General features: G+C 69.9%; 20 protein-coding genes and 1 pseudogene. 5 read left to right on the top strand and 16 right to left on the bottom strand.

Translation table 11 applies throughout. From position 1 onward, the window contains the following. Positions 1 to 54: 54 nt before the first annotated feature. From ASF65_RS17460 to ASF65_RS17440, 5 genes are all read right to left on the bottom strand, one after another. On the bottom strand, positions 55 to 1308 hold the full coding sequence (locus ASF65_RS17460) for an ABC transporter permease (RefSeq protein ID WP_055892012.1): 1254 nt from the start codon (positions 1306 to 1308) through the stop codon (positions 55 to 57). Next, a complete protein-coding gene (locus tag ASF65_RS17455; protein ID WP_055892008.1) occupies positions 1305 to 2129 on the bottom strand; it encodes an ATP-binding cassette domain-containing protein in 825 nt (274 codons plus the stop codon). The genes ASF65_RS17460 and ASF65_RS17455 overlap by 4 nt, the downstream gene beginning before the upstream one ends. 73 nt (positions 2130 to 2202) lie before the next feature. Next, on the bottom strand, positions 2203 to 3252 hold the full coding sequence (locus ASF65_RS17450; protein ID WP_055892005.1) for a sugar ABC transporter substrate-binding protein: 1050 nt from the start codon (positions 3250 to 3252) through the stop codon (positions 2203 to 2205). Between the two features lie 121 nt (positions 3253 to 3373). Continuing rightward, positions 3374 to 4258 (bottom strand): AraC family transcriptional regulator, encoded by an 885-nt coding sequence (locus tag ASF65_RS17445; RefSeq protein ID WP_055892002.1) that lies wholly within the window; start codon positions 4256 to 4258, stop codon positions 3374 to 3376. Positions 4259 to 4507: 249 nt separating this feature from the next. Continuing rightward, entirely contained in the window at positions 4508 to 6691 is a 2184-nt protein-coding gene (locus tag ASF65_RS17440; RefSeq protein WP_055892000.1) for a TonB-dependent siderophore receptor, read from the bottom strand. 559 nt (positions 6692 to 7250) lie between these two features. On the opposite strand from ASF65_RS17440, the gene ASF65_RS17435 reads away from it, so the two are divergent. Continuing rightward, positions 7251 to 9170: a methyl-accepting chemotaxis protein gene (locus ASF65_RS17435; RefSeq protein ID WP_055891998.1), complete on the top strand. Its 1920-nt coding sequence runs from the start codon at positions 7251 to 7253 to the stop codon at positions 9168 to 9170. Between the two features lie 44 nt (positions 9171 to 9214). Here ASF65_RS17435 and ASF65_RS17430 read toward each other — a convergent pair whose 3' ends face one another. Beyond that, the gene (locus ASF65_RS17430) at positions 9215 to 10018 is read right to left on the bottom strand and encodes an exodeoxyribonuclease III (protein WP_055891995.1); all 804 of its coding nucleotides are present in this window, start codon (positions 10016 to 10018) and stop codon (positions 9215 to 9217) included. A 150-nt stretch (positions 10019 to 10168) separates the two neighbouring features. On the opposite strand from ASF65_RS17430, the gene ASF65_RS17425 reads away from it, so the two are divergent. Next, the gene (locus ASF65_RS17425; protein WP_055891993.1) at positions 10169 to 11047 is read left to right on the top strand and encodes an alpha/beta hydrolase; all 879 of its coding nucleotides are present in this window, start codon (positions 10169 to 10171) and stop codon (positions 11045 to 11047) included. Positions 11048 to 11054: 7 nt separating this feature from the next. Here the strand turns inward: ASF65_RS17425 and ASF65_RS17420 are convergent, their stop codons facing one another. From ASF65_RS17420 to ASF65_RS17405, 4 genes are all read right to left on the bottom strand, one after another. After that, complete coding sequence (locus ASF65_RS17420) at positions 11055 to 11315, bottom strand: hypothetical protein (RefSeq protein ID WP_055891989.1); 261 nt, start codon at positions 11313 to 11315, stop codon at positions 11055 to 11057. 76 nt (positions 11316 to 11391) lie between these two features. Continuing rightward, positions 11392 to 12027, bottom strand: a complete 636-nt coding sequence (locus ASF65_RS17415) for an outer-membrane lipoprotein carrier protein LolA (protein ID WP_055891987.1) — start codon at positions 12025 to 12027, stop codon at positions 11392 to 11394. Positions 12028 to 12181: 154 nt separating this feature from the next. Continuing rightward, the gene (locus tag ASF65_RS17410; protein WP_156369368.1) at positions 12182 to 12811 is read right to left on the bottom strand and encodes a hypothetical protein; all 630 of its coding nucleotides are present in this window, start codon (positions 12809 to 12811) and stop codon (positions 12182 to 12184) included. Positions 12812 to 12821: 10 nt separating this feature from the next. After that, positions 12822 to 15983, bottom strand: coding sequence for a DNA translocase FtsK (locus ASF65_RS17405; RefSeq protein WP_055891982.1), 3162 nt, complete (start codon positions 15981 to 15983; stop codon positions 12822 to 12824). Between the two features lie 271 nt (positions 15984 to 16254). On the opposite strand from ASF65_RS17405, the gene ASF65_RS17400 reads away from it, so the two are divergent. Next, entirely contained in the window at positions 16255 to 16566 is a 312-nt protein-coding gene (locus ASF65_RS17400; RefSeq protein ID WP_082505803.1) for a GNAT family N-acetyltransferase, read from the top strand. 7 nt (positions 16567 to 16573) lie between these two features. Here the strand turns inward: ASF65_RS17400 and ASF65_RS17395 are convergent, their stop codons facing one another. Together ASF65_RS17395 and alr are read right to left on the bottom strand one after the other, a co-directional pair. After that, positions 16574 to 17824: a D-amino acid dehydrogenase gene (locus ASF65_RS17395; protein WP_055891979.1), complete on the bottom strand. Its 1251-nt coding sequence runs from the start codon at positions 17822 to 17824 to the stop codon at positions 16574 to 16576. Next, the gene (gene alr, locus ASF65_RS17390; protein ID WP_055892324.1) at positions 17821 to 18960 is read right to left on the bottom strand and encodes an alanine racemase; all 1140 of its coding nucleotides are present in this window, start codon (positions 18958 to 18960) and stop codon (positions 17821 to 17823) included. The genes ASF65_RS17395 and alr overlap by 4 nt, the downstream gene beginning before the upstream one ends. A gap of 141 nt (positions 18961 to 19101) precedes the next feature. Between alr and ASF65_RS17385 the strand changes: the two genes are divergently transcribed. Then, positions 19102 to 19554 (top strand): Lrp/AsnC family transcriptional regulator, encoded by a 453-nt coding sequence (locus ASF65_RS17385; protein ID WP_055891976.1) that lies wholly within the window; start codon positions 19102 to 19104, stop codon positions 19552 to 19554. Between the two features lie 109 nt (positions 19555 to 19663). Continuing rightward, complete coding sequence (gene treS / locus ASF65_RS17380; protein WP_055891973.1) at positions 19664 to 21730, top strand: maltose alpha-D-glucosyltransferase; 2067 nt, start codon at positions 19664 to 19666, stop codon at positions 21728 to 21730. Between the two features lie 35 nt (positions 21731 to 21765). Here the strand turns inward: treS and ASF65_RS17375 are convergent, their stop codons facing one another. From ASF65_RS17375 to mdoH, 4 genes and pseudogenes are all read right to left on the bottom strand, one after another. Further along, a complete protein-coding gene (locus ASF65_RS17375) occupies positions 21766 to 22947 on the bottom strand; it encodes a histidine kinase dimerization/phosphoacceptor domain -containing protein (RefSeq protein ID WP_055891970.1) in 1182 nt (393 codons plus the stop codon). A gap of 139 nt (positions 22948 to 23086) precedes the next feature. Continuing rightward, a complete protein-coding gene (locus ASF65_RS17370; RefSeq protein ID WP_055891967.1) occupies positions 23087 to 24115 on the bottom strand; it encodes an aldo/keto reductase in 1029 nt (342 codons plus the stop codon). Between the two features lie 43 nt (positions 24116 to 24158). Continuing rightward, positions 24159 to 24992 carry a bifunctional allantoicase/(S)-ureidoglycine aminohydrolase gene (locus ASF65_RS17365; protein WP_055891963.1) on the bottom strand — a complete coding sequence of 278 codons (834 nt, stop codon included), beginning with the start codon at positions 24990 to 24992 and terminating at the stop codon, positions 24159 to 24161. Positions 24993 to 25005: 13 nt separating this feature from the next. Continuing rightward, positions 25006 to 26823: pseudogene (gene mdoH, locus ASF65_RS17360) on the bottom strand (glucans biosynthesis glucosyltransferase MdoH); the annotation flags it as partial. Between the last annotated feature and the right edge of the window lie 20 nt (positions 26824 to 26843).

The following is a 26843-nucleotide window of genomic DNA, read 5'->3' as shown; positions in this document are numbered from 1 at the left end:
TGGACGACGTTTTGGGGAAGAAGGCCCCGCCGCGGGACGGCGGGGCAGGATGCGTCAGCCGCGGCCGTGCGAGGCGCGCGAGCGGCGGGCGAGCGAATCGACGATGACAGCCAGCGCCAGCACCCCGCCGAGGATCATGTAGCGAAGGCTCGACGAGAGGTTGAGGAGCGTCAGCCCGTTCGAGATCGCCTGGATCACGATGATGCCGAGCAGTGCCGAATAGGCCGAGCCGCGCCCGCCGAAGAGGGAGGTGCCGCCGATCACCGCCGCCGCGATGGCGTTGAGGTTGACGTCGCCGGTGCCGGCCTGCTGCGAGGCCGAGCCGAGGCGCGCCGCCGACAGGAGACCGCCGAGCGCCGCCAGCGTCGAGCACAGGACGAAGGCGCTCATGTAGATGCGGCGCACGTTGATGCCGGCGCGCCGGGCCGCCTCGCGGTTGCCGCCGACCGCCATCATCGAGCGGCCCCACTTGGTGCGGGTGATGGCGTAGTCCATCGCCGCCACCAGGGCGACGAACATGCCGAACATCCACGGCACGCCGCGCCCCTGCGCCAGATAGAGGACCACCGCGACGAGCCCGACGGTCAGCACCACGGCCTTGGCGACGATGACGCTGAGCGCCGTGCCGGTGAGCCCCGCCGCCTGACGCCGCGTGCGCGCCTTGAGCCCGCCCCAGAGCACCACCGCGCCCGGCACGAGGGCCAGCGCCACCGACAGCCAGTTCGGCATGTAGGCGTTCTGGCCGAAGCGCACGAAGGCGAGGTTGAAGGGCAGGTTGATCGAGCCGGATGTGCCGAGGAGGTAGAGCTGGAGCCCGAGCAGCGCGAGGAGGCCGGCGAGCGTCGCCACGAAGGACGGCATGCCGACGCGGTTGTAGAGCGTGGCATAAAGCGCGCCGACGAGCGTCCCGAAGCCGAGCGCCACCGCGACGGCGCCGACCAGCGGCCAGCCGTTGTTGATCCACAGGACGCCGAGCATCGCCGAGGCGAGGCCCGACATCGAGCCGACCGACAGGTCGATCTCGCCGAGCAGGAGCACGCAGACGATGCCGAGCGAGATGATGCCCGTCGTCGCGCAGTCGTAGAGAAGGTTCGAGACGTTGCCCGGGCGCAGGAAGACCGGATTCAGCGTCGTGAACACGACGGCGATGAGCACGAGGCCGACCGCCACCGGGATCATCCCGAGATCGCCCGAACGCACCCGGTCGCCGAAGGCGCGCAGCGCGCCGCCGAGGCCCTCGTCCTGGCGCACGCGCGCATCCGCGCGGTCGAGCGCCTGGCCGGTGACGGAATTGGGATTCTGGCTCATGGATGCCCCCCTTCGGCGGCGCCCGCCAGACGTTCGGCGCGGCGCGACACGGCGTTCTCGGAGGCGCCGGTGATGGCCGAGATCAGGTCGTGGTGCGAATCGGCCGGCGTGAAGACGCCGTTGTTGCGACCGAGGCGCAGCACCACGATGCGGTCCGCCACCGCGCGCACGTCGTCCATGTTGTGCGAGATCACGATGACGCCGAGCCCGCGGTCGCGCACGCGCTCGATGAGGTTGAGGACCTCGGCGGTCTGGGCGACACCGAGCGCCGCGGTCGGCTCGTCGAGCATGATGAGCTTGGGCTCGAGGAGCAGCGAGCGGGCGATCGCGACCGTCTGGCGCTGGCCACCCGAAAGGGAGGCGACCGGCTCGCGCACGGAGGGAATGCGCGCCGCGAGCTCGTTGAGGAGCGTCCAGGCGCGGACCTCCATCGCGACCTCGTCGAGCTTCCAGGGGTTGTCCTCGCGCCCGAGATAGATGTTGGCGACGACATCGAGGTTCTCGCAAAGGGCGAGGTCCTGGAACACGGTCGCGATGCCGAGGTCGAGCGCCGAGGATGGGCTCGACAGGGCGACCTCCTTGCCGTCGAAGCGGATCGTGCCCGACGAAGGCTGGTGGACGCCGGCCAGGACCTTGACCAGCGTCGACTTGCCCGCGCCGTTGTCGCCGACCAGCGCCACGACCTCGCCGGGATAGACGTCGAGCTCGATGTCGGTCAGCGCCGAGACCGCGCCGAAGTTCTTGGATACGTTGCGAAGCGAGATGACCGGCTCGCGGCCGCCCGAACGGGCGGGCAGGGAGCGGTCGGCATGATCGGCCATGAGCCGGGCCTCCCTTGGAATGGAACAGGAGCCGGCCGCCCGGGAACGGGCGACCGGCGGGTTCGCATGGGGCTTACTGGATGCCCAGTTCCTTGCAGCCGGCGGCGTAGTCGCCGGTGCAGACGGTGGAGGCCGGCGTGATGTTCTTGTCGAAGATCTCGGCCTTGATGTTCTCGCGGGTGATGACGAGCGGCACGAAGAGCTCGGACGGCGTGTTGTAGAGCGTCGTCTTGGCTTCCGGCTTCTCGCCGGAGATGAACTTGAAGGCGATGTTGGCGGCGGCCGCGGCCACGATCTCGGAGGGCTTGGAGATCGTGTTGTACTGGTCGCCCGCGATGATCAGCTGGAGCGCGGCCGTGGTCGCGTCGTTGCCCGTCACCGGCGGAACCGGCTCGACGCCGGCCGCCTTGAAAGCCGCGATGGCGCCGCCGCCGGTGCCGTCGTTGGCCGCGACCACGCCCTTGATGTCGGCGCCGTAGCGGGTGATCTGGCCGCTCGTCCACTGCTGGGCCTCGGGCGGCGCCCATTCCGGCGTGTCGAACTCGGCGAGCGTCTTGTAGGGCGAGGCGTCGAGCGCGGCGTCGATGCCGTCGCGGATGAGGCCGGCCGCCGCGTCGGTCGGCGAGCCGTTGATCTGCAGGACGCCCGAGCCGTCCGGCACGCCCTTGGCCTTCAGGTGGTCGACCAGCGACTGCGCGATCGCCTGGCCGATCGCCTTGTTGTCGAAGGACACGTAGTAGTCGGCGGGCGTCGCTGGGATCGGGCGGTCGTAGGCGATGACCTTGACGTCCTGGGACTGGGCCTGCTGCACCAGCGAGGCGGCGGCGCTGGAATCGACGGGGTCGAGCACCACGACGGTCGCCCCTTGCGCGATCACCGAGTTGAACTGCTGCTGCTGAAGCGCGGCGTCGCCGTTGGCGTTCTGGTAGACCACGGTGCAATCCGGGCAGAGCTTCGCCATCTCGTTCTTGAAGCCGGGGAAGTCACGCTCCTCGTAGCGCGTCGAGCCCTGGTCGGGCATCAGGAAGGCGACGGTGGCGTCGGCCGCGCGGGCCGAAGCGGTGCCGGCCAGAAGGCCGAGGGCGAGGACGGCAAGGCCGCCATGGCGCATCGAAACAGTCATGATCGTCTCCCTTGGGTTTTGATGGTCTTCGAGTTCGGCGTTCGGGGCACGCGCGAAGGGCCCTGTGGCGGCGGGACCGGGACCGGAGCCCCGCCCGCCGATCGGCTCGTCCCGCGCCGCGTCAGGCGGCGTAGGACAGGGTCTGGTTTCGCTGCGACAGATTACGGAACCGCGTCGGCGTCATCCCCTTCTGCAGCAGGAACTGGCGGTTGAAGTTCGACACGTTGTTGTAGCCCGCGGCGAAGCAGATGTCGGTGATCGCGCGGGTCGGGTCGCTGGTGAGGAGCTGGCAGGCGAGGTTGATGCGCAGCCGGTTGACGTAGCTGACCAGCGTCATGCCGGTGTGCCGCCGGAAGGCGCGGCTGAAGGTCGAGGGGCTGCGCCCGGAGATGGCGGCGAGGTCGCGCTCCGAGAACTCCTCCGTCAGGTGCCGGTTGATGAAGGCCAGCGCCTCGTTGATGCCCCCGCTCATGAAGCCCGACGGGTCCGGCAGGTAGTCGGCGCTGGTGAGCGGGCGCGCGTCCTCGGCCGCCGTCAGGACGTCCATCAGCGCCATGAAGAGCGACAGGCGGCGGAAGCCGCTCGCCTCGACCATCTCGGCGAGGATCGGACCGGCGGCTGCGGCGGTGTCGGGCGAGAACAGGACGCCGCGCCGGCTGGAGGCCAGGAGCGGAGCGGCCGCCGCGAACTCCGGCAGCGCGCGCGTCGTCTCCTCGACGAAGCTCTCGGAGAACTGGACGATCCGGCAGCGCAGCGGAATCTCGGCATCCGGCGCGACGTCGCTCACCCAGTTGTGCGGGAGGTTCGGCCCGGTGAGCACGAGATTGCCCGGCTCGAACTCGCCGATGAAGTCGCCGACGAAATAGTTGCCCCGCGTCTCGACGACGTGGTGGATTTCGTATTCGGGGTGGAAGTGCCAGCGGACCGTGTGGAAGGGATAGCCGTGCGTCCAGGCCTTGAACGCCTCTCCCTGCCGGATCTGGACGAGTTCCAGGTCTGGATGCATGCCGTCTCCTCCCGGCCGTATCTCCCTTTGCAGGCGCGTGTTCCCCGCACTCTGCAGCTTCGGAGTTAAGACCGTCGGCGGATGCTTAGCTACCTCCGGCTTTCCGTAACGACGATATTTTTTTGTCGATCGTGACGGTCATGATGCCCGAACCTGTCGAAAACGCTTAAGCGGCAGGCAGAACGCCCGCCGCTGCGGCATCGTGGCAGTCCCGCAGAGGTCGCGGGACCGCCCGTCGTCGGAGAGGGTTCAGAACCGGTAGCGCACCGAGCCGATGACGTTGCGCTCGGGCTCCTTGTAGCAGAAGCCGGACGAGCAGATCTGCGCATCCTCGCCGAAGAGGTTGGTGGCGTTCACCTGGATGCGAAGACCCTCGACCGCGGGCACGTCGTAATGGGCGGTCGCGTCGATGAAGACGCGCGCGTCGTTTTTGAACGTGTTCTCGTCGTCGCCGAAGCTCGACGACAGGTAGCGCAGCCCCGCGCCGAACCCGAGCCCTTCGGCCGCGCCCGACGGCACGGTGTAGTCCGCCCAGAGCGAGACCGTGTGGCGCGGCGTCGAGGACAGGGTGTTGCCGGTGGTGGCCGCCGTCCCTTCGACGATCTCGAGGTCGGTATAGGCGTAGGCGAGCGTGGCGTTGAGGCCCGCCGCGAGCAAGGCCGTCGCCTCCAGCTCCACCCCGCGCGAGCGCAATTCGCCGCGCTGCACCTGCTCGTTGGTGCCGGTCAGCGGGTTCACGTCGAAGAAGACGCCGTTCTCCTGCGTGATGTCGAAGACGGCGGCCGTCAGGAGCGTGTTCCAGCCGGGGATCTGGTACTTCACGCCGGCTTCCCACTGCTCGGCCGTGGTCGGCACGAAGGCCTCGCCCGCCGTGTTCGTGCCGATGTTGGGTGCAAAGGCGGTGGCGTAGCTCACATACGGCGCGACGCCGCCGTCGAAGAGATAGGACAGGCCGACGCGGCCGGAGAACTCCGAATCCTTCTGCTCCGGCTGGTTGGCGAGCGCGTCGGGCGTGCCCGACGCGGTGTCCGTCCAGACCCAGTCGTGCCGTCCGCCGAGCGTCAGGGTGAAGCGGTCGTAGGCGATCTCGTCCTGGAGGTAGAGGCCGACCTGTGACTGGTCCTGCGAGGCCGCGACGGAGTAGGCGGGCGTCGCGATCGCCGTGTCGTAGCGCGGGGCGGCGAAGAGGAGCGAGGGCGCCGCGCCGTAGCCTTCGAGGTTGGTGTACTCGGCATAGGACGCATCGACGCCGCCCAGCAGCGTATGGCCGAGCGGCCCCGTGTCGAACCGCGCCTCGAGCTGCGTGTCGGACACGACGCCCTTCAACGTCTGGTCGACATTGCCCGCGCCGCGGTTGACGATGCCGTTCTGCGGGCCGCCGATCGCGTAGGCATATTCGCCGTAGACGTCGAGGCTCTGGACGCGCGCCTTCTGGCGGAAGGTGACGGTCTCGTCGAGGCGCTGTTCCAGTTCGAAGCCGAGGCGGCCCTGGCTCTGGTCGAGATCGTTGAAGGACGGATCGCCCGCCGCGACGTCGGTCACGCGCGTGCCGTCATTGACATAGGCGAAGGTGCCGCCGGAGCGCGAGCGCTGGAGTTCGCCGAGGATCGTCAGCGAGGTGTCGGCGTCGGGCGTCCAGGTGAAGGCCGGCGCCACCATCAGCCGGTCGTCGGAGGCGAAGGGATAGTCGGAGTCCGCGTTGCGCGCGACGCCGGTGACGCGGTAGAAGGCCGTCTCGGACGATCCGAGCGGTCCCGACGCGTCCATGTTGAGCTGGACGCGGCTGTTCGAGCCGACCTGCGCCTCCACCTCGCGCGCGGCGGCCCGCGTCGGGCGCTTGGAGCGCAGGTCGACGATGCCGCCGGCATTCGACGAGCCGTAGAGACCGGCCGCCGGGCCCTTCAGGATCGACAGGCCTTCGAGCCCGTAAGGTTCGATGTCGAAGGTCGAGAAGCCGATGTTGAACTCGCGCAACCCGTCGCGGAAGATGCCGGTATAGGTCGCGGGAAGGCCGCGGATGAAGAAGGCGTCGAAGCGCGGGTCGAGCCCGTAGGCGCCGATCCGCACGCCCGGCGTGTAGCCGACGGCGTCGCTGAGCGTCTGCGGGTTGCGGTCGTCGAGCTGCTCCTCCGTGACCACCGAGACCGACTGCGGCACGCGCACCAGCGGCGTGTCGGTCTTGGTGGCCGAGCGCGTCGTCTGCGTGACGTAGCCGTCCGTGCGGAACCCGTCCGCCGATGCTCCCGCGACGCCGCCGCCGGCCGCGCTCAGCGACCCGTCCGTCCTCGCGCCCTCGCCGCCGGTCTCGATCGTCACCGTATCGAGCACGATCTCCTGCGCCAGCGCCGGGGAACCGGACAGGACCACGAGGCCGGTGGTCGCCCGGAGAAGCGGACGGATCGAGCGGGAGCGGGCGGGATTCGAACGGACCATGGACACACGCGCAACGGTTGGGCCGGCACCCCTCGCGCCCGCCGATCCTCCTGCGCTACGAAAACATGACTAATTGAGTCAACATATAGCTGTGGGCTCTGTCGGGGCGATCCGAACGCGTTTCCCCGGATCCGCAGGCCCCGCGGCCGGGCGGACGATCGTCAACGCCTCCGCTTTCGCCCCGGGGTGATGCGGAAGGGCCACGCGTTTTCGATCGGTTCCAGACGAGACGCGTCACTCTGCACGGCCGGCCGGTTTCGGCGGCCGGCAGTCTTGACCCGCCCGGTCACCGCTTTATCTCGCGCCGCCGCCGGTCAAGTGATGTAGCTCCCGCAACAGAACGATCCGGCTACCTGTCAGCTACGGAGAGATGTTACGAGGGGTTGCAGATCATCCACCTGAGGGTATGCCGCATTATTACCGCCGCTCGAAGCGTCTTGTGCCGAACGCGGAAGAGCCCGCGCGTTTTACCATTCGTTACAGGAGCTCTGCCAGGTTTCCGCCCGAACATGGGACCGCAGGACCATCGGGCCTGCGTCGAGCATTCGGGTGCATCGAGATGACATTCCTTCAGAACACGACGGCGACCGCCAAGCTCGTCGTCTCGTCGGCCCTCGCGATCGCGGTGGTCGGCGCCATGGTCGCGAACCAGACGATGAGCGGCCTCGACATCCGCGAGGCGTCGCGATCGGCCGACAACGAGCGGGTGATTCTCGACGGCATCATCGCCGCCAAGTCGGCGATGACGGCCATGGCGATCGCGCGCGCCCGGGTCGCCGAGGTTCGTGCGGCCGGCGATCTCGCGCCGATCGTCTCGGACACGAAGTCGGTGAGCGATGCGGCGCGGGCCGCGCTGCAGGAGCCGATCCGGCTCGCCAAGCTCCCCGACGTCCTCGTCGAGATCGACCGCAATCTCGGCCGTCTCACGGACGATCTGGCGGCGAGCGCGGTGGCGCGCGGGGCCGCACTGTCGGCCGGCGCCGTGGACGCGCCGGCGGCGGCCGGCGCCGCGGGCGATCTGGCGGCGCAGACGCAGGGTGCCATCGACGAAGCGCTCGCCAACGCCCGTCGCTTCACCGCGAGCGCCAAGGCGGAACTGGAGCGTACCGTGGCGAGCGCCGGCCGGATCGGGCTCGTGATGGGCCTTGCGGCGATCGCCATCATGCTCGGCTCGGCGCTGTTCCTCTACACGAGCCTCGCCCGCCCCTTGCGCCGGATGACGGGCGTCGTCACCCGGCTCGCGGACGGCGACACCACGGTCGACATTCCCTTCGCCGACCGCCGGGAGGAGATCGGCAACCTCGCGGGCGCGATGGCCGTGTTCCGGGACGGCCTCGTCGAGCGCCGACGGCTGGAAGCGGAAGCGACGGCGGCCCGCGAGGCGCAGGCGGCGAGCCGCGACCGACAGGCCGCGATCGACAACGCCAAGGCGGAAGACCTGCGCGTCTTCGTGCACGGCGTCGAGGCGGCGCTCGACCGGCTGGCGGCCGCGGACCTGACGATGCGCATGAACGAGGCGGTCGCCGCCGAGTTCGAGCCGATCCGGCACCGGTTCAATGAGGCGGTCACCGCGCTCGACGAGGCCATCGGCAGCGTCGTCGGCACGGTCGGGTCGATCCGCATCGGGCTCGGGCAGATCACGGCGGCGGCGGGCGATCTCTCCCACCGCACCGAACAGCAGGCGGCCAACCTCGAGGAGACCGTCGCGGCGCTCGGTCAGGTGACGCGCGGCGTCGACGGGACGGCGCAGCGCGCCGTTCAGGCCCAGGAGACCGCCGGCACGGCGTTGAAGAGCGCCGAGAAGGGCGGCGCGATCGTCTCGCGCGCCGTCGAGGCGATGGGCGAGATCGAGCGCTCCTCGGCCCGCATCGGTAACATCATCGGCGTGATCGACGAGATCGCCTTCCAGACCAACCTCCTCGCCCTGAACGCGGGCGTGGAGGCGGCGCGCGCCGGCGAGGCGGGACGTGGCTTCGCCGTCGTCGCACAGGAGGTGCGCGGCCTCGCCCAGCGCTCGGCGGAAGCCGCCAAGGAGATCAAGGGCCTGATTTCCGCCTCCGGCACGCAGGTCGAGCGCGGCGTCGAGCTCGTGTCGGCGTCGGGCCGCTCGATCGAGGAGATCGTGGTCCAGGTCGACCAGATGAACCGCCTGGTCGGCGAGATCGCGACCGCGGCGCGCGAGCAGGCGATCAGCCTCAAGGAAGTGTCGGTGGCCGCCGACCAGATGGACAAGGTGACCCAGCAGAACGCGGCGATGGTCGAGGAGACGACGGCGGCCGCGCAGGGCCTGTCGGCCAAGACCGACGAACTCGCAGGCCTCACCGAGCGCTTCCGCACCGCGACCGGCCCCGCCGGCCAGGCCCCGGTCTTCGCCGCCCCCGCCCGCCGGTCCGCCCCGGTCGTGCAGATGCGCCCGATCGGACGCGGCGGCGCCGCCCCTGCCCACGCGGCACGCGAGGAGAGCTGGGACGAGTTCTGAAAGCTGTCGGAGGCCGGCCTCAGGCGAGCCCCCGGGGCCGGCTGTCAGAGGTCGAGCGTGACGATCACCGGCACGTGGTCGGACGGACGGTCCCAGCCGCGCGCCTCGCGAAGGACCCGCGCTTCGCGAAGGTGGGGTCCGAGGTCGGCCGAGCTCCAGATGTGGTCGAGCCGGCGCCCCTTGTCGGCCCCGTCCCAGTCCTTGGCGCGGTAGCTCCACCACGTGTAGAGCTTCTGCGGCAGGGGCACGTGCTGGCGCACGAGATCGGTCCATCCGCCTTCCGCCATCACACGCTTCATGCCCTCGGTCTCGACCGGCGTGTGCGAGACGATCTTGAGAAGCTGCTTGTGCGACCAGACGTCGTCCTCGAACGGCGCGATGTTGAGGTCGCCGACGAGGATCGCCGAGACGCCGGGTTCGGCCTCGGCCCGCATCAGACGCATCTCCTCGAGGAAATCGAGCTTGTGGCGGAACTTCGGGTTGATCTCCGGGTCCGGCTCGTCGCCGCCCGCCGGCACGTAGAGATTGTGGACGCGGATCTGCCGCTCGCCCGCTGCCACGCGCACCGACAGGTGCCGCGCGTCGCCGATGGCGCAGAAGTCCTGGCGCACGAGGTCGGCGAAGGGCAGGCGCGAGATCGTGGCGACGCCGTGATAGCCCTTCTGGCCGTGCAGCGCGATGTGCTCGTAGCCGAGCGCGCGGAACGCGTCCTCGGGGAAGAGCTCGTTCGGGCACTTGGTCTCCTGCAGGCAGAGAACATCGGGTGCTTCGGCCTTCAGGAACGCCTCCACGATCGGCAGGCGCAGGCGCACCGAGTTGATGTTCCAGGTGGCGAGCGTGAAGGGCATGGGGGCGTGTCCGATGGGCAGGGGCGTCGGCGCCTGTCTAGTCCATCACCGCCGCGGAAGGAAACGCCCTGCCTCCCTTCGCCGGAGGCAACGACAAGGCGGCCCCCGCGTTGTGGCCGGGCGCGTATGGGGCGGCGGGGAGTTCAGGTCATGTTCGAAGGCTTCGAGACGCGCAGGATCGAGGGCGACGGCGCCGAGATCTTCTGCCGCATCGCGGGCGAGGGCCCTCCCCTCCTGCTTCTCCACGGCTATCCGCAGACCGGCGCGATGTGGGCGGGCATCGCCCCGCGCCTCGCCGAGCGGTTTCGCGTGGTGGTGCCCGACCTTCGCGGCTACGGCCAGTCGTCGGCGCCGGAATCGAAGGGCGGCGAGGGTTACGCCAAGCGCGTCATGGCGGCCGACATGGTGCGCGTCATGGCGGCGCTCGGGTTCGAGCGCTTCCGCCTCGCCGGCCACGACCGCGGCGGGCGCGTCGCCTATCGCCTGGCCTTCGACCATCCGGACGCCGTCGAGCGGCTGGCGCTCCTCGACATCATCCCGACGGTGGAGATGTGGGAGCGGATGGACGCGGCTGGCGCCCTCTCCTCCTACCACTGGCAGTTCCTCGCCCAGCCGAACCCGATGCCGGAGCGCTTGATCGGCTCCGATCCGGTGTTCTACGTCGATCATACGCTGGCGAGCTGGACCGCCAACCAGTCCACCGCACCCTTCGCGCCGCAGGCGCTCGCCGAATATCGCCGCTCCTTCTCGCGCGTCGACACGATCCACGGCGTCTGCGAGGACTACCGCGCCGGCGCCACGATCGACCGGCGCCACGACGAGGAGGACCGGGCCGCCGGCCGGCGCATCGCCTGCCCCGTCCTGGCGCTCTGGGGTGCCAAGGGCACGCCGGCCAAGCACGGCGACCCGATCGAGATCTGGAAGGGCTATGCCGGCGACGTGTCGGGACAGGCGATCGACAGCGGTCACTTCCTGGTCGAGGAGGCGCCGGAGGAGACGCTGGCGGCGATGCTCGCCTTCTTCCGGTGAGCCGCCCCTACCAGCCGATCCGGCCGACACCGGCCCCGACACCGATGCCGCCGTTCCAGCCCGGCCCGCCGTAGACACGCGCCCGGCAGTCTTCGCTGCGGTCGAGATCGATGCGTTGCAGGCAGGCGGCGAAGGCGTCGGTGCGCGGCCGGAACCCGTAGTCGCGGCAGCGGGCCTCGTCCGCGGCGCGTCGTTCGGCCGGCGTCACCGTGGTGCAGCCGGAGAGGGCGAGAAGGCCGAGGGTGGCAAGGACCGGGATCGGGCGCATGGGCGGGTGTTCCGGGTGGCGGCGCGACGGGGCCGCGGGCTGGAGGCACAGCCCCGGCCCGCCGCGCCCGTTCCCGTCAGCGGTTGCCGGTCATGCCGCCGCGGATGTTGGCGTAGGGGATGTTGAACAGCTTGTCGTCCACCGCGCCGCCCTCCACGACGTTGTAGACCATGACGGTCGTGTCCTTCCCTTGCGCGTCGCGGATCGTCCACTGGCGCAGGTCCATGGTCGAGGGATCGAACATCATGGTGATGCGCGAATTGCCGAAGATCGACTTGTCGCCCATCACGATCGTCGTGAGGTCGGCCCCTTCCTTCACGCTCTGGATGTTGGCGGCCGACAGGTCGATCCGCTGGTCGAGAAGCAGCTTCAGCGGCGTCTTCGATAGGGGGTAGAGGTCCCAGGTGTTGAGCTTGCGGTTGTTCACCGCGACCTGGCTGCCGTCGGCGATGACGCGCACCGGCGAGCCCGAATAGTCGAAGCGGATCTTGCCGGGCCGCTCCATGAAGAACGTGCCCTCGGTCTGGTTTCCGGCCGCGTCGAACTGGACGAAGTTGCCCTTCATCGACTTCACGCCGGAAAAGTGGTCGGCCACGCGCTGCGCGGCGGCGGTCGCGGTCTGGGCGTGCGCGACGGTGTGTCCGGACAGCGAGGCGCCAGCGAGGAGGGCTGCGGTAAGGAAGGCGCCCGTGATGCGTCGGAAAGGGGTCATGGGTCGTAGCGTCCTTGGATCGTCGGGATGGACCGGCCAAACGGTCCGATGTCACTTTCGGCATATAGGAGCGCGCTTCGGCTCCATTGCGGCGATCGACATGAAATCCTCGTCAGGATCATGGTTCCCATCAACGCCGACGTGAACGAATGCCTCAGCGCGGACGGGAGGCCGGAGCCTCTTCCAGCGATCGGCGCAACCGCCTGCGATAGTCGACGGCCGCGAGGGCATAGAGACCGGCCATCAGGATGGCGGCAGCGATGGCGGTCGGGCTGCCGAACTGCGGCATGAACCAGAGAAGAAAGCCGACCGGCAACCCCAGCGCCGTCACGGACAACGGGCTTTCGCCGAGCGATGCCTCGTCCACGAAGCCGAACCTCAGCGTGATCAGGACGATGCCGCCCAGCCAGCCTGCCGGAAGCGGTGCCATGAACCCGAGGAAGGTGCCCTTGAAGGCCGCTCGCCGGATGGAGCGAAAACCCGGCACGGGTCGCTGGAACCGCCTCCAGCTGAGGAACCCATGCAGGAACAGGGGGAAGAGGTTGAAGGCAACGATGCCTGTAATGACCAGCGCGGCCTCGGCCGGAAACCAGAGGGCGATGAGGCCTGCGAGGAACGTCAGCACGATGAACGGTGCTGCCGCGAGGCGGCGCCGCAAACCGCGCGCCAGCATGGGATCGTGCGGCATGAGGCCGGAGAGGCGCGTCGAATAGACACTCCGGCGCTCGCCCCGAAAACGGGCGGGCGCCAGCAAGGGCCACGAGTGCCGGATGGAGTGCGGCACTCCCGTTCCCTCACGCATTATCCGTCGGCACTAGGATCTCGCGCTTGCCGGCGTGGTTGGCGGGGCCGACGATGCCCTCGCGCTCCATCCGCTCGATGATCGAGGCGGCGCGGTTGTAGCCGATCTGGAGGCGGCGCTGGACGTAGGAGGTGGACGCCTTGCCGTCGCGCAGGACCACGGCCACCGCCTGGTCGTAGAGATCGGCCGACTCTTCGCCGCCCGCCGAACCGCTGCCCGAGCCGCCCGCCGCCGCGCCGCCGTCCTCGTCCTCTTCCTCGAGGATCGCGTCAAGATATTCGGGCGTCCCTTGCGCTTTCAGGTGCTTCACGACCTCCTCGACCTCGGCGTCGTCGACGAAGGGGCCGTGGACGCGCTGGATGCGCCCGCCGCCGGCCATGAACAGCATGTCGCCCATGCCGAGCAGCTGCTCCGCCCCCTGCTCCTGAAGAATGGTGCGCGAGTCGATCTTTGACGTCACCTGAAAGGAGATGCGGGTCGGGAAGTTCGCCTTGATCGTGCCGGTGATGACGTCGACCGAGGGGCGCTGCGTCGCCATGATGACGTGGATGCCGGCGGCGCGCGCCATCTGCGCGAGGCGCTGGACGGTGCCTTCGATATCCTTGCCGGCGACCATCATCAGGTCGGCCATCTCGTCGATGATGACGACGATGTAGGGCAGCGGCTGGAGGTCGAACTCCTCCGACTCGAAGATCGGCTCGCCGGTCTCGCGGTCGAAGCCCGTCTGCACGGTGCGCGACATGGTCTCGCCGCGCTCGATCGCCGAGGACACCCGCGTGTTGAAGCCGTCGATGTTGCGAACGCCGACCTTCGACATCTTGCGGTAGCGGTCCTCCATCTCCTTGACCGTCCACTTCAGCGCGACGACGGCCTTCTTCGGGTCGGTGACGACGGGCGCCAGAAGGTGCGGGATGCCGTCGTAGATCGACAGTTCCAGCATCTTCGGATCGATCATGATCATGCGGCACTCGGCCGGGCTCATCCGGTAGAGGAGCGACAGGATCATCGTGTTGATCGAAACGGATTTGCCCGAGCCCGTGGTGCCGGCAACCAGCAGGTGCGGCATCTTGGCGAGGTCGGCGATCACCGCCTCGCCGCCGATCGTCTTGCCGAGCGCCAGCGCGAGCTTGGCCTTGGCGCCCGCGAAGGTCTCCGACTGGATCATCTCGCGGAAGTAGACGGTCTCGCGCTTGGCGTTGGGCAGCTCGATGCCGATCGCGTTCTTGCCGGGAATGACCGCGACGCGCGCGGCGATCGCCGACATCGAGCGGGCGATGTCGTCGGCAAGGCCGATGACGCGGCTCGACTTGATGCCGGGCGCGGGCTCCAGCTCATAGAGCGTGACGACCGGACCCGGCCGCACCTCGATGATCTCGCCCTTGACGCCGAAGTCGTCGAGGACGCCCTCGAGAAGGCGCGCGTTCTCCTGGAGGATCTCGGGCGTCAGCGTGTTGTCGCGGTTGCGGGGTTTGGGCGGCGACAGGAGCTCGATCGGCGGCAGTTCGAACTCAGCGTTGAGGGCCGCGTTGCCGAGTTCGGCGAGACGGGCACGCGAGGACTGGCGCGAGGTGGCGTCGGCTGCCGCCTGCGGCACGACGCGCGCCGGGCGCTCGAACATCGGCCCGCGCGGGGCCGGCGCGGCCGGTGCCGGGGCGGCGGGGGCCATGCGCGGCTCGACGGGCGCGGCGCGGGGCAGTTCGGCCTCGGGCTTGGGGGCGCGCTTCAGGCCGGGGAAGGCGACGATGTTGTTGGCGATGAAGTCGCGCCAGCCGCCGCCCTCTTCCGGCGCCGGAGCGCGCTCGGGCGCCTCGAGGCGCGCCTCGTCCTCCTCCATCGCGATCCGCTCCTCCAGCGACAGGCGGCCGTCGTCGCCGAGATATGGCGCGTCGTCCGGGTGCGTCTCGAACGGCGGCTCGTCGTCGTGGAAGACGGGCGCGTCGTGGCGGTGGATGTCGTCGTAGCCGACGACGCCGCGATCCTCCGGCGCGCCGGTCTCGAAGAGGTCCTCGTCGCCCGCCTCGTCCGCGGCGAAGGTCGGCGCGGCGCGGCCAGCGGCGGCCGCCGCATCGATCGCGGCCTGGCGCTGGGCAAGCTTGTAGGAACCGTTCCAGTCCGAGCGGCCGTGGCGCACCGTGGCGCGGCTCGTGTCGACCGTGCGGCGCGTGGGCGCGGCGGCCTCGAGTTCGGGGGCCGCGGCGGCAGGCGCGCGCGGGCTCGCCGGCACCGCGGGTTCGGGCGCATAGGGCACCTCGGCCCAGGCGCGCTCGTCGTGGTCGGCCACCGGCTCGTCGAAGGCGGGCTCGCGGAACTCGGGCGGCACCACGACGCGCACCTCGCGGCGTGCGGCGGGCGCGGCCGCACCGTCGCGGAAGCGGGCGGGCGGAGCCGGCGGCATCAGGGGCGCGTCGGCGTCCCAGTCGCGGTGCGAGAACGGATCCTCGCGGCGGCCGATGACCGGCACCGACTGCGTCACGCGCGCGGCGGCCGAGCGCATGCGGTAGGCCCAGTGGCTGGCGGCCCCGGCGAGAAGCGCAAGGCGCCCTTCGCCGTCGTCCTCCTCGACCTTCGACGCGCGGCGGGCGCTCAGCGCCACCGGTTCGTCCGGCGCGCCGACGAGACCGGCGCCGTGAAGGATGCACCAGAGCGCCGGGGCGGCGAAGAGGGCCGCGGCGGCAAAGCTCCAGACGCCGGTCGGATAGGCGCCGGTGGCGAGCGCCGGAATTTTCAGGAGAAGATCCCCGACGATGCCGCCGAGGCCGATCGGCAGCGGCCAGCCGGCCGGCGCCTCGAGCGAGCCGAGCGCGGCACTGGCGAGCGCGAGGCCCCCGAGCGCCACCCAGGCGCGCTGGCCGGCGCGGCCCGCGCGGCGGCCGACGAGGCACAGGATGCCGCGGATCGCCAGCACCAGCGGGACGAGGACGGCGCCGAGACCGAAGACCTGCATGGCGAGGTCGGCGACCACCGCGCCGCCGGCGCCCGCCATGTTGCGCACCGGATTGTCGTTGGAATAGCTGAGCGACGGGTCGTCCACCGCCCAGGTGGCGAAGGCGGTCGCCAGCCACAGCGCCAGGCCGACCAGCGCGACCCCGAGGCCCAAGCGTGCCGGTCGTGCCATCGATCCCGTCCCCTCGTCCCGCGCCTCGATCGATGCCATGTCGCTGCCCTTCGCCTGCTGCCTGCCCGGACGGCGCCTGCCGCACCGCCCGATTCGCCCGTCGCCGGACGGCGCCGCAGGGCGCGCGCGTCCCTCGACGGCGCGCCCCACGGGCTCCGGCTCTTTGCGGTCAAGGTAAACAAACGGGGTTAAGGGTCGTTTAACCCTGCGGATCCGATGGCGCGGCGATGCTCGCATCGGTTTGATGGAACGCGCGCCTCGACCGGGCGTCTATCCGGCTCAAGGCAACCGGACAACAGGAACCCATCCCATGCAGATCGTCCACGAGGACCAGGGCCGCACCGGCGTCTTCGCCTATGGCGAGGGCGACGACCGCGCCGAGCTGACCTATGCGCCGGCCGGCATCCAGAACTCGCTGATCTTCGATCACACCTACGTGCCGGAGCGCCTGCGCGGCCAGGGCATCGCCGAGAAGCTCGTCGACCACGCGGTCGCCTTCGCACGGAGCGAGGGCAAGACCGTGGTACCGGCCTGCTCCTACGTGCGCGCGCTGTTCGACCGGCATCCCGAGCGCTACGGCGACATCCGCACCGAGGAGGAGAAGCCGGTCGGCCGGATCTGAGCGCCGGTCATCCGTAGCGCGCGACGGAGAGGTCGCGCGCGTCGATGTCGGGCGTGGCGCCCGACACGAGGTCGGCCAAGAGCCGGCCCGAGCCCGAACTCATGGTCCAGCCGAGCGTGCCGTGGCCGGTGTTGAGGAAGAGCCCCTTCACCTTCGTCGGCCCGATCACCGGCGTTCCGTCCGGCGTCATCGGCCGGAGCCCCGACCAGAAGCTCGCCTGCCTAATGTCGCCGCCGGGAAAGAGGTCGGTGACCGAATGCTCCAGCGTGCGGCGCCGGCGCTCGGAGCGGTCGTTGGTGAAGCCGGAAATCTCGGCCATGCCGCCGACGCGGATGCGGGTCCCGAGCCGCGTGATCGCGATCTTGTAGGTCTCGTCCATCACGGTCGATTCGGGCGCGCGCGTCTCGTCGACGATCGGGATGGTGAGCGAATAGCCCTTCACCGGATAGACCGGCAGCTTGATCCCGAGCGGGCGCACCAGGACCGGCGAATAGGATCCCATCGCCACCACCACGGCGTCGGCCCGGATGTCGCCGGCATCCGTCGCGACGCCGACCGCCCGGCCGTTCTCGGCGAGAATGCGGCGCACGGTGCGGCCCCAGCGGAATTCGACGCCGCGCGAGGCGACGATCTCGGCCAAGGCGTTCGCGAACTTGAAGCAGTCGCCCGTCTCGTCCTGCGGGGTCTGGAGGCCGCCGACGATCTTGTCGCGCGCGTGGGCGAGCGCGGGCTCGGCGCGGATGCAGCCCTCGCGATCGAGCACCTCGAAGGGGATGCCGTCGGCGGCAAGCGCCTTCACGTCCTTGGCCGAGGCGTCGAGCTGCGCTTGCGTGCGAAAGAGCTGCAGCGTGCCCTGCATGCGCTGGTCGTAGGCGATGTTGGTGTCGCGGCGAAGCTCGGCGAGCGACACGCGGCTGTAGTCCGACAGGCGCAGCATCCGGCTCTTGTTGCGCGCATAGGCACCGGCCGTGCAGTTGGCGAGCATCTTGGTCAGCCAGGACAGCATGGCGCGGTCGAGCTTGGGGCGCAGGATGAGGGGCGCATGCTCCATCATCAGCCATTTGATGGCCTTCTGCGGGATGCCCGGCGCCGCCCAGGGGCTGCAATAGCCGAACGACACCTCGCCGGCATTGGCGAAGCTCGTCTCCAGCGCCGGGCCTTCCTGCCGGTCCACCACGATCACCTCGTGGCCCGCCTTCATCAGGTACCAAGCGGAGGTGACGCCGATGATGCCGGCTCCGAGGACGACGACCTTCATGCCCGCTCTCCCGAAGCGTTGGTGGTGACGTAGCGGCGCTCGTAGCGGCTCCCGAGCGAGGTCAGGATCTCGTAGGAGATCGTGCCCGCCGCCGTCGCCGCCGCGTCGAGGCCAACATGGGGGCCGATGAGCTCGACGAGGTCGCCGGCCCGGACCGGGGCCTCGCCCGCATCGACGATGATCGAATCCATCGACACGCGCCCGACGATCGGCAGCCGATGTCCCGCATGGAAGACGGCGCCGCGATTGGATGCCGCGCGCAGAAAGCCGTCGGCATAGCCGACCGAGAGCGTCGCCAGCCGCATCGCCCGCTCGGCGACCACGGTGAAGCCGTAGCCGATGCCCGCGCCCGCCGGCACCTCGCGCAGCTGGATCACCCGCGCGTCGAGCCGCACCACGGGCGCCATCGGATTGGGGCGCCCCCCGGTCGGCGCACCGCCGTAGAGCGCGATGCCCGGCCGGGCGAGGTCGAAGCGGAAGGCGTCGCCGAGAAAGAGGCCGGCGGAGTTGGCGAGCGAGCGCCGCACCCGCGGCAGCCGGGCCGACAGCGCCTGGAAGGCGGCCAGCTGCTCGGCGTTGGCCGGGTGGGCCGGCTCGTCGCCGCAGGCGAGATGGCTCATGACGAGGACGGTGTCGACGCCGCGCAGCCGCTCAGGGGAGGCGACGAGCGCCTCGACCTCGGCCGGTGCGAGACCGAGGCGCGACATGCCGCTGTCGACCTGGATCGCCGCCGGCAGCGGGCGGCCGAGGCCGACCCCGAGCGCACTCCAGGCTTCGACCTGATCGAGCGAATTGAGGACCGGCCGAATGCCGGTCTCGGCGCACAGACGCTCGTCGCCCGGCAGGAGACCGTTGAGGACGAAGATCTCGATGCCGTCGGGAAGGATCGGGCGCAACGCCAGCGCCTCGGAGAGATGCGCCACGAAGAAGGTCCGGCAGCCGGCCTCCAGAAGCACCGGGGCGATACGGGCCATGCCGAGCCCGTAGGCGTCCGCCTTGACCACGCCCGCGACGGCCGCGCCCCCGGCCTGCGCCACCAGCGCGCGGTAGTTGCGGGCGATCGCGCCGAGATCGACGGTCAGGACGCCGCCGGCGGAGCCTGCGGCCGGGGCGCGTTGGTCGGTCGAATGAGGCATGGCGTTCACGGCGAAGTCCCCCGAGCGATCCGGCATCCATGATGGTCGAAGGATCGTCGAAGGACATGCCGAACTGCCGCAGGATGTGCTAATTTGACGGCTGATCCGACATTTCCTTCGAACGGGCGCAACGATCTTCGCATGGACCGCATCGACCGCGCCCTGATCCGGGCGCTCCGCCGCAACGCCCGCGTCACCAACGTCGCGCTCGCTGCCGAGGTCGGCCTGTCGCCGTCGGCGTGCCTGCGCCGCGTCCAGATGCTGGAAGAGTCCGGTGCGATCCGAGGCTACACCGCGATCGTGGCGGGCCCGGGCGGCGACGACGCGCATGTCGTGATCGTGCGCATCACGCTGGAGCACCAGACCGAGGACGTCCTCCACCGCTTCGAGGCGGAGGTCCTGAAGCATCCCGAGATCCGCGAGTGCTACCTGATGACGGGCGCGGAGGACTATCTCCTGCGCGTCGAGGCGCAAGGGGCGGGCGACTACGAGCGCATCCACAAGGAGATCCTGTCGCGCCTTCCGGCCGTGTCGCGGATCAATTCCTCCTTCGCGATCCGCCGCGTCCTGTCCGACACCGGCGGCCGGCGATGATCCTTTGGGTCTGGCCGGCGGGCCGCTCGCCCTTAGATGGGGCCTCGCGAGGACGGCGCCGGTGAGGTTTCCGCCTTTCGACACGAGAGACCAGAAGGGCAGAGCCTCGATGAGCGCACCGGACACCGCAACGGTCGACCAGATGGTCGAAACCTCGATGCTGCACCAGGCGCGCCGCTTCGCGGAAAGCTACGGCGGCCAGGGGCGCTTCTGGCAGCGGCCCTATGCCGAGACGCGCCCGCGCATCGCCTCGGCCGTCGCGCCCGTCTGGTTCACCGCCTATCCCGCCTCGATCGTGACGCGGCCGGGCGAAACGGTGCTGGCGACGCTCGGCGACCAGCAACTCTGGTCGGCGCTCTCCTCGATCGGCGTGCGCGGCATCCACACCGGCCCGACCAAGCGCGCCGGCGGCTGGCGCGACGGGGCCTACACGCCGACGATCGACGGCAACTTCGACCGCATCAGCTTCGACATCGACCCGTCCTTCGGCACGGCCGAGGAATTCGTGGCGATCTCGCGCATGGCCGCCGCCCACAACGCGGTGGTGATCGACGACGTCATCCCGGCGCATACCGGCAAGGGCGTCGACTTCCGCCTCGCCGAGATGAACCATTCGTCCTATCCCGGCCTCTACCACATGGTGGCGATCCCCGAGGAGGACTGGGCGCTCCTCCCGGCCGTGCCCGAAGGGCGCGACGCGGTGAACCTCTCGCCGCCGACCGTCGATGCCCTGCGTGAGAAGGGCTACATCGTCGGCCAGCTGCAGCGCGTCATCTTCTTCGAGCCGGGCGTCAAGGAGACCGACTGGAGCGCCACCGGCCCCGTCACCGGCGTCGACGGGGTGACGCGGCGCTGGGTCTATCTCCACTACTTCAAGGAGGGGCAGCCGAGCCTCAACTGGCTGGACCCGACCTTCGCCGCCCAGCAGATGATCATCGGCGACGCGCTCCATTCGATCGACCAGATGGGCGCGCGGGGCCTGCGCCTCGACGCCAACGGCTTCCTCGGCGTCGAAAAGCGCATGGACGGTCCGGCCTGGTCGGAAAGCCATCCGCTGTCGGTCACCGGCAACGCGCTGCTCGCGGGCATGGTGCGCAAGGCCGGCGGCTTCTCGTTCCAGGAGCTGAACCTCACGGTCGACGACATCGCCTCGATGTCGAAGGGCGGGGCGGACCTTTCCTACGACTTCATCACGCGCCCGGCCTACCAGCACGCGCTTCTCACCGGCGACACCGAATTCCTGCGCATGATGCTGCGCATGGTCCACGAGTTCGGCATCGACCCGGCCTCCTTGATCCACGCCATGCAGAACCACGACGAGCTGACCACCGAGCTCGTCCACTTCTGGACCCTCCATTCGGAGGACATCTACACGTTCGGCGGCCAGACCTGGCAGGGTCGCACGCTGCGCACCCGCATCCGCGAGACGATGTACGAGAAGCTGTCGGGCACCAATGCGCCCTATAACCTCCGCTTCGTCACCAACGGCATCGCCTGCACCTCGGCCAGCGTCGTCACCGCCGCGCTCGGCATCACCGACCTGTCGGCGATCACCGACGAGGACAAGGCCGAGATCCAGCGCGGCCATCTCCTGATGGCCATGTACAACGCCTTCCAGCCCGGCATCTTCGCCCTGTCCGGCTGGGATCTCGTCGGCGCCCTGCCGCTGCCGCCGGAAGCCGTCGCCGAGCACATGCAGGACGGCGACACCCGCTGGATCGAGCGCGGCGCCTACGACCTCATCGGCCTCAACCCGGAAGCGGCGACCTCCGCCGAGGGCCTGCCGAGGGCGCGCGCGCTCTACGGCCCGATCAACGAGCAGCTCGGCCAGCCCGGCTCCTTCGCCTCGCAGCTGAAGCGGCTGCTCGCCGTTCGCGAGGCCTACGGCATCGCCGCCAGCCGGCAGACCATGATCCCCGATGTGACGACGCCGGGCCTTCTCCTGATGGTGCACGAGCTGCCGGACGGGCGCGGCACGCAGGTCACCGCCCTCAACTTCGGCCGCGATCCGGTGGACGAGACGGTGATCCTGCCGAACGTGCGCTCCGGCCCGGTGGTCGACATGATCAACGAGACGATCGAGGGCGACCTCACCGAGAACGGCGAGCTGCGCATCGTGCTCGACCCCTGGGAAGGCCTGTCGCTGCGCATCGTCGGCGCCCTGCCCGTCCTCTGACGATCCGGGCCCGCTCCGGCGGGCCCGTCGTCGCCTCAGGATCCGGTGACCGGATCGAAGGACAGGAGAAACGAGGCGCCGCGCGGCACGCTTTCGACCGTCAGCTCGGCGTCGAGCTGGCGCACGAGGCTGAGGATCACGCGGATGCCGAAGCTCTTGCGCGCGGCCTCGAGGTCGAAGCTGTCGGGCAGGCCCCGCCCCCGGTCGCGCACGCGCACCATGGCGCGGCTGCCCTTCTGCCAAAGCGAGACCTCGACGACGCCGGGCTGGCCCTCGTCGTAGGCGTATTTCACCGCGTTGGTGACGAGTTCGTTGACGATGAGGCCGACGGGGATCGCCTTGTCGGCGCTGACCACCACCGCGTCGGCGCGGCACTGGATCTCGAGCCCCGCGGTCGCAAAGCCGAGCTGCGAGCAGAGGTCGTCGAGAAAGGTCGACAGGTCGACCTCGGTGACGCTCGCCCCCTTCCACAAGTGGTCGTGGACGCGCGCTATCGTCATGATCCGCGCCTCGGCGTCCACCAGCGCGGCCTTCGCCTTGGGGTCGGCGACGACGTTGGAGTTGACGCGCAGGAGGCCGGCGACGACGCCGAGGCTGTTCTTGACGCGATGGTTCATCTCGCGCGTCAGCATCCCTTGCGTCTCGATCGCCTCCTTGAGGTGCCGGTCGGTCTCGACCCGCTCGATCGCGGCGCCGAGGATGCGCGCGCAGCCCGACAGGAAATCGACGTCCGAGGCGTCGAAGTCGCCGGCGTCGGGGCTGTCGACCTCGAGCACGCCGAACGCCTTCTGCTGGCGCCCGCCGCGATCGATGAGGACGTTCACCGCGCGCCGGATGCCGTAGTCGGCCAGAAGCTTGGGCGTGCGGAAGCGCGTCTCGTCGGTCAGGTGGTTCGAGAGGACGGATTCGCCGGTGTGGAAGGCGTAGCCGGCCGGCGATTCGAGATCGGCGCCGAGCGTCGCGACCCCCACCTCGCCCGGTCCCCAGCCCCAGCCGCCGCGCATCAGGAGGTCGTCCTCGGCGGGCCGATATTCGAGAATCTTGCAGTAGGGCGCTTCGAGACCGCGGGCGCAGAGTTCCGTCGCGCCCTGAAACAGGGTCGCCTGATCCTGCGCCTGGATGGTGAGCCGCGCGAACTCCGCTAGTAGTTTCTGCTGCTTCAGCCGATAGGCGAGCTCGTCGCGCCGCGCCGGGCCTGCCGCCTCTTCGATCTTCATGCGCGCTCCGTTCGGCCGGTTGTTCCCACGAGGGCGCCGGCTCCGCCCCCCCCCCCCGGTCGGCAGGAGCGATGTGAAGCCGGCTATCGGTCCCAAGGGTGGCGCGCCCGGCGCCAATGGCAACCGGGCGCCGCCGTGTTCAGCCTCGCGCGAGGAGGCCCTTGTCTTCGAGGCTCTGCCAGAGCTCGTCGGGGATCGCCTGCTCGAACCAGGCGACGTTCTGACGGACCTGATCGGCGGATTTCGCGCCGATCACGACGTTGCCGGTCGCCTTGTGGCGCATCGGGAACTGGATCGCGGCGGCTGGCAGGGGCACGCCGAACGCCTCGCACTCCGCCCGCAGCCGGTCGGCCTTCTCAATGATCTCGGCCGGCGCGTCGACGTAGTTGAACTTCTTGCGCCCCGACGAGGAGGCGAGGATGCCGGAGTTGAAGACGCCGCCGACCACCAGCGCGACCTCGCGCTCGACGCATTTGGGCAGGAGCTCGTCGGCCGCCGAGGTGTCGAGCAGCGTGTAGCGGCCGGCCAAGAGGCAGACGTCGAGATCGGTCTCCTCCATCGCGTCGAGGATCACCTCGTTCTCGTTCACGCCGAGGCCGAAGCCGGCGATGAGCTTGGCGGCCCGCAGTTCCTCCAGCGCCCGGAAGCCGCCGCCCTTGGTCAGCGCCCCCCAGTGGTGGTCGTGCTTCTCGCCATGCGTGACGCGGCCGATGTCGTGCACGAAGAGGATGTCGAGCTTCGGGCAGCCGGTGCGCTGGCGCGAGTCGTCGTAGGAGCGCAGGATCGCGTCGTAGGAGTAGTCGAAGACCTCACGGAACGAGAGGCCGCTGTTCCAGCCCGAATCGAACTCGTTCTTCGGCCCTTCGGGCGGCAGCTGGCGGCCCGGTCGGTCGAAGGTCATCAGGCGCCCGACCTTGGTGGAGAGGACGTAGGAATTCGGCGCTTCCTCGCGCAGGAGCTCGCCCGTCAGGTGCTCGCAGCGCGTCAGGCCGTACATCGGCGCGGTGTCGAAATGGCGGATGCCGGCGTCCCAGGCCGCCTGCAGGGCGGCGCGCGCGTCGGCGAGCGCGACCGGCGTGTAGAGCCCGCCGAGCGGCGCCGTGCCCATGCCGAGCGCCGTCACCTCGACCCCGGCCCGCTTCAGATGTCGCTTGTCAGATGCCTTCATGGTCCCCTCCCCTGGCGGCCTCCGCCGCCTCGATGCGGATTGTTCAGCGCCAGCGCAGCTTGGGATGCCGGTTGACGTCCTTGTAGAGCAGATACCGGAACGGACCCGGTCCGCCGGCGTAGCAGGCCTGCGGGCAGAAGGCGCGCAGCCACATGAAATCGCCCGCCTCGACCTCGACCCAGGTCTGGTTGAGGAGATAGACGCCCTTGCCCTGCAGCACGTAGAGCCCGTGCTCCATCACGTGCGTCTCGGGAAACGGGATGACGCCGCCGGGCTGCAGGGTGACGATCGTCACATGCATGTCGTGGCGAAGGTCGGCGGGGTCGACGAAGCGCGTCGTCGCCCACACGCCGCCGCAGTCCGGCATCACCGACGGGGCGACGCTCGCGTCGCTTGAGAACATCGGATCGGGCGCGCCGAGGCCGTCGACCGCCTCGTAGGCCTTGCGGATCCAATGGAAGCGCGCAGGCGCGCCACCCCGGTTGCGCAGGGTCCAGGCCCGGCCGGCCGGCAGGAAGGCGAAGCCGCCGGCGGCCAAGACATGCTCGGCGCCGTCGAGGGTCACCGTCGCCTCGCCCTCGGTGACGAAGAGCGCGCCTTCGGCCCCGGCATCCGGCTCCGGCCGGTCGCTGCCGCCGCCGGGCTGCACTTCCATCACGTATTGCGAGAAGGTCTCGGCAAAGCCCGACAAGGGTCGGGCGATGATCCAGGCGCGCGTGCCCTCCCAGAACGGCAGGGCGCTCGCCGTGATGTCGGCCATCGTGCCGCCGGGGATCACGGCATAGGCGTCGGTGAAGACGGCGCTCTGCCGGGTCAGCTGTGTCTGCGGCGGCAGTCCGCCGCGCACGGAATGATAGGTGCGGTTGTCGACGGTCATGACGGGCGTCTCCTCAGGCGGGCTGCGGCACGCCGGCCGTCTCGACCTTGTCCTTGCGCTCCTCCGGGCTCGCCGACAGGCGGGCGTGCCACACGGCGGCGGCGCGGATCACCGGCTCGGGGTCGGTCTCGAAGGGCGTGTCGAAGATCGACAATTTGTGCGCCTTTTCGCCGAGGCCCGGATCGCCCGTCAGCGAGATGAAGAAGGGGGCGAGGAAGAGCGGGATGGCGATCGGGCACACCCAGAGGAAGAGCTGCAGCGAATAGACGTAGGCGACGGTGCCAAGAACGGCGCCCGCGATCATCATCCACCAACTTGCCGCGAACGCCGCCGACAGGGGCAGGCCCTCGTCCTCGCGCTCGGTCGCCGGCCAGCCACTGTCGCGCGCCATCAGGATCTCGGCGACCGCCTTGGACTGGAACAGCATCATGATCGGGGCGAGCGCGCTGGTCAGGATCAGCTCGCAGGTGGCCCCGAGCAGCACCGCCCAGCCGCCGCCGAAGCGCGAGGCGCGCCGCGACATCGCCGTGTGGAAGGCGATGAGCGTCTTGGGCAGGAGGAGGAGCAGGAAGATGCCGAGGAGGAGAAGCAGCGCCTTGCCGGTCTCGGGCGTCGGGAAGACCGGAAACAGGCTGTCGGCGGGGAAGTAGTTCGGCGCGGGCGCCAGCACCGGATCGAGCATCGAGGCGATCAAGAACAGGAGCCAGATCGGCGAGGCCGCGTAGGCCATGATGCCGGAGATCATCGACACCTTGCTCCAGAGCTTCAGGTTCGGCGCGCCCAGAAGCCGCCCGTGCTGGAGGTTGCCCTGGCACCAGCGCCGGTCGCGCTTGGCGTATTCGATGATGTTGGCGGGCGCCTCCTCGAAGGAGCCCTCAAGGTCGGGGTCGAGCCGCACCTTCCAGCCCGATCGCGACAGGAGCGCGGCTTCCACGAAGTCGTGGGAGAGGATCAGGCCGCCGAAGGGCGGGGTGCCCGAAAGCTTCGGCATGCCGCAGCAGTCGGCGAAGGCGCGCGTACGGATGATGGTGTTGTGGCCCCAGAACGGACCCTCGCGCCCTTGGAGGGCGGCGATGCCACGCGAGAAGATCGGCGAGTAGAGCGCGGCCGAGAACTGCAGCGCGCGCCCGAACAGCGTCTTGCGGCCGATGATCAGCGGCTGGGTCTGGAGCAGCGCGAGTTCGGGGTCGGCGTCCATGCGCGCCACCATCTCGACCAGCGTCTCGGGCCGCATCAGGCTGTCGGCATCCAGCGCGATCATGTACTCGTAGGCGCCGCCGTAGTTGGTGACGTAGTCCTCGATGTTGCCGGCCTTGCGGTTCGTGTTCTTCACCCGGTTTCGGTAGAACAGGATCGAGCCGGTCTCGAGCTCGCCGGCCAGCTTCAGGATCGTGCGCTTCTCGTCCGCCACGCATTCCGGCTTGGTCGAATCCGACAGGACGAAGAACACGAAGTTGTCCATGCGCCGGATGAAGCGCAGCCCCTCGATCATCGCGGCGACCCGCGCCATCACAGCGCCGGCGTCCTCGTTGTAGACCGGCACGAGGATCGCGGTCTTGTGCGGCGAGGCGGGCGGCAGGCCGGTGCGGCGCTCGCGCTTGCGCGTCCGGCCGAACAGGATGCCGGTCACCGCCGTGTTGAAGCCCCAGGCGAGCCAGACGCAGCAGATCGCGAGCAGCACGATCTGGATGACGTGGAGCCACGTCGTGCCGTTGGCGGTGATGACCACCGCGAAGAGGACGCCGGCGAGCGCGGCCAGCACCAGGGCGGTGAGCGCGAAGAGGAGTCTGCCCAAAACCATCGTACGTTCCGATCCCGGCGCGCGAGTGCAGCCACGCTTCGTCGCAGCGC

It is taken from the genome of Aureimonas sp. Leaf324, assembly GCF_001423245.1.
Taxonomy (GTDB): Bacteria; Pseudomonadota; Alphaproteobacteria; order Rhizobiales; family Rhizobiaceae; genus Aureimonas.
The sequence above is the reverse complement of the archived record's forward strand: the minus strand, read 5'-3'. Positions and strand labels throughout refer to the sequence as shown.

Excerpts from the sequence above, each read along its gene's own strand:
- ASF65_RS17460 (WP_055892012.1), bottom strand. The coding sequence starts at position 1,308 with ATGAGCCAGAATCCCAATTCCGTCACCGGCCAGGCGCTCGACCGCGCG.
- ASF65_RS17455 (WP_055892008.1), bottom strand. The coding sequence starts at position 2,129 with ATGGCCGATCATGCCGACCGCTCCCTGCCCGCCCGTTCGGGCGGCCGC.
- ASF65_RS17450 (WP_055892005.1), bottom strand. The coding sequence starts at position 3,252 with ATGACTGTTTCGATGCGCCATGGCGGCCTTGCCGTCCTCGCCCTCGGC.
- ASF65_RS17445 (WP_055892002.1), bottom strand. The coding sequence starts at position 4,258 with ATGCATCCAGACCTGGAACTCGTCCAGATCCGGCAGGGAGAGGCGTTC.
- ASF65_RS17440 (WP_055892000.1), bottom strand. The coding sequence starts at position 6,691 with ATGGTCCGTTCGAATCCCGCCCGCTCCCGCTCGATCCGTCCGCTTCTC.
- ASF65_RS17435 (WP_055891998.1), top strand. The coding sequence starts at position 7,251 with ATGACATTCCTTCAGAACACGACGGCGACCGCCAAGCTCGTCGTCTCG.
- ASF65_RS17430 (WP_055891995.1), bottom strand. The coding sequence starts at position 10,018 with ATGCCCTTCACGCTCGCCACCTGGAACATCAACTCGGTGCGCCTGCGC.
- ASF65_RS17425 (WP_055891993.1), top strand. The coding sequence starts at position 10,169 with ATGTTCGAAGGCTTCGAGACGCGCAGGATCGAGGGCGACGGCGCCGAG.
- ASF65_RS17420 (WP_055891989.1), bottom strand. The coding sequence starts at position 11,315 with ATGCGCCCGATCCCGGTCCTTGCCACCCTCGGCCTTCTCGCCCTCTCC.
- ASF65_RS17415 (WP_055891987.1), bottom strand. The coding sequence starts at position 12,027 with ATGACCCCTTTCCGACGCATCACGGGCGCCTTCCTTACCGCAGCCCTC.
- ASF65_RS17405 (WP_055891982.1), bottom strand. The coding sequence starts at position 15,983 with ATGGCATCGATCGAGGCGCGGGACGAGGGGACGGGATCGATGGCACGA.
- ASF65_RS17400 (WP_082505803.1), top strand. The coding sequence starts at position 16,255 with ATGCAGATCGTCCACGAGGACCAGGGCCGCACCGGCGTCTTCGCCTAT.
- ASF65_RS17395 (WP_055891979.1), bottom strand. The coding sequence starts at position 17,824 with ATGAAGGTCGTCGTCCTCGGAGCCGGCATCATCGGCGTCACCTCCGCT.
- alr (WP_055892324.1), bottom strand. The coding sequence starts at position 18,960 with ATGCCTCATTCGACCGACCAACGCGCCCCGGCCGCAGGCTCCGCCGGC.
- ASF65_RS17385 (WP_055891976.1), top strand. The coding sequence starts at position 19,102 with ATGGACCGCATCGACCGCGCCCTGATCCGGGCGCTCCGCCGCAACGCC.
- treS (WP_055891973.1), top strand. The coding sequence starts at position 19,664 with ATGAGCGCACCGGACACCGCAACGGTCGACCAGATGGTCGAAACCTCG.
- ASF65_RS17375 (WP_055891970.1), bottom strand. The coding sequence starts at position 22,947 with ATGAAGATCGAAGAGGCGGCAGGCCCGGCGCGGCGCGACGAGCTCGCC.
- ASF65_RS17370 (WP_055891967.1), bottom strand. The coding sequence starts at position 24,115 with ATGAAGGCATCTGACAAGCGACATCTGAAGCGGGCCGGGGTCGAGGTG.
- ASF65_RS17365 (WP_055891963.1), bottom strand. The coding sequence starts at position 24,992 with ATGACCGTCGACAACCGCACCTATCATTCCGTGCGCGGCGGACTGCCG.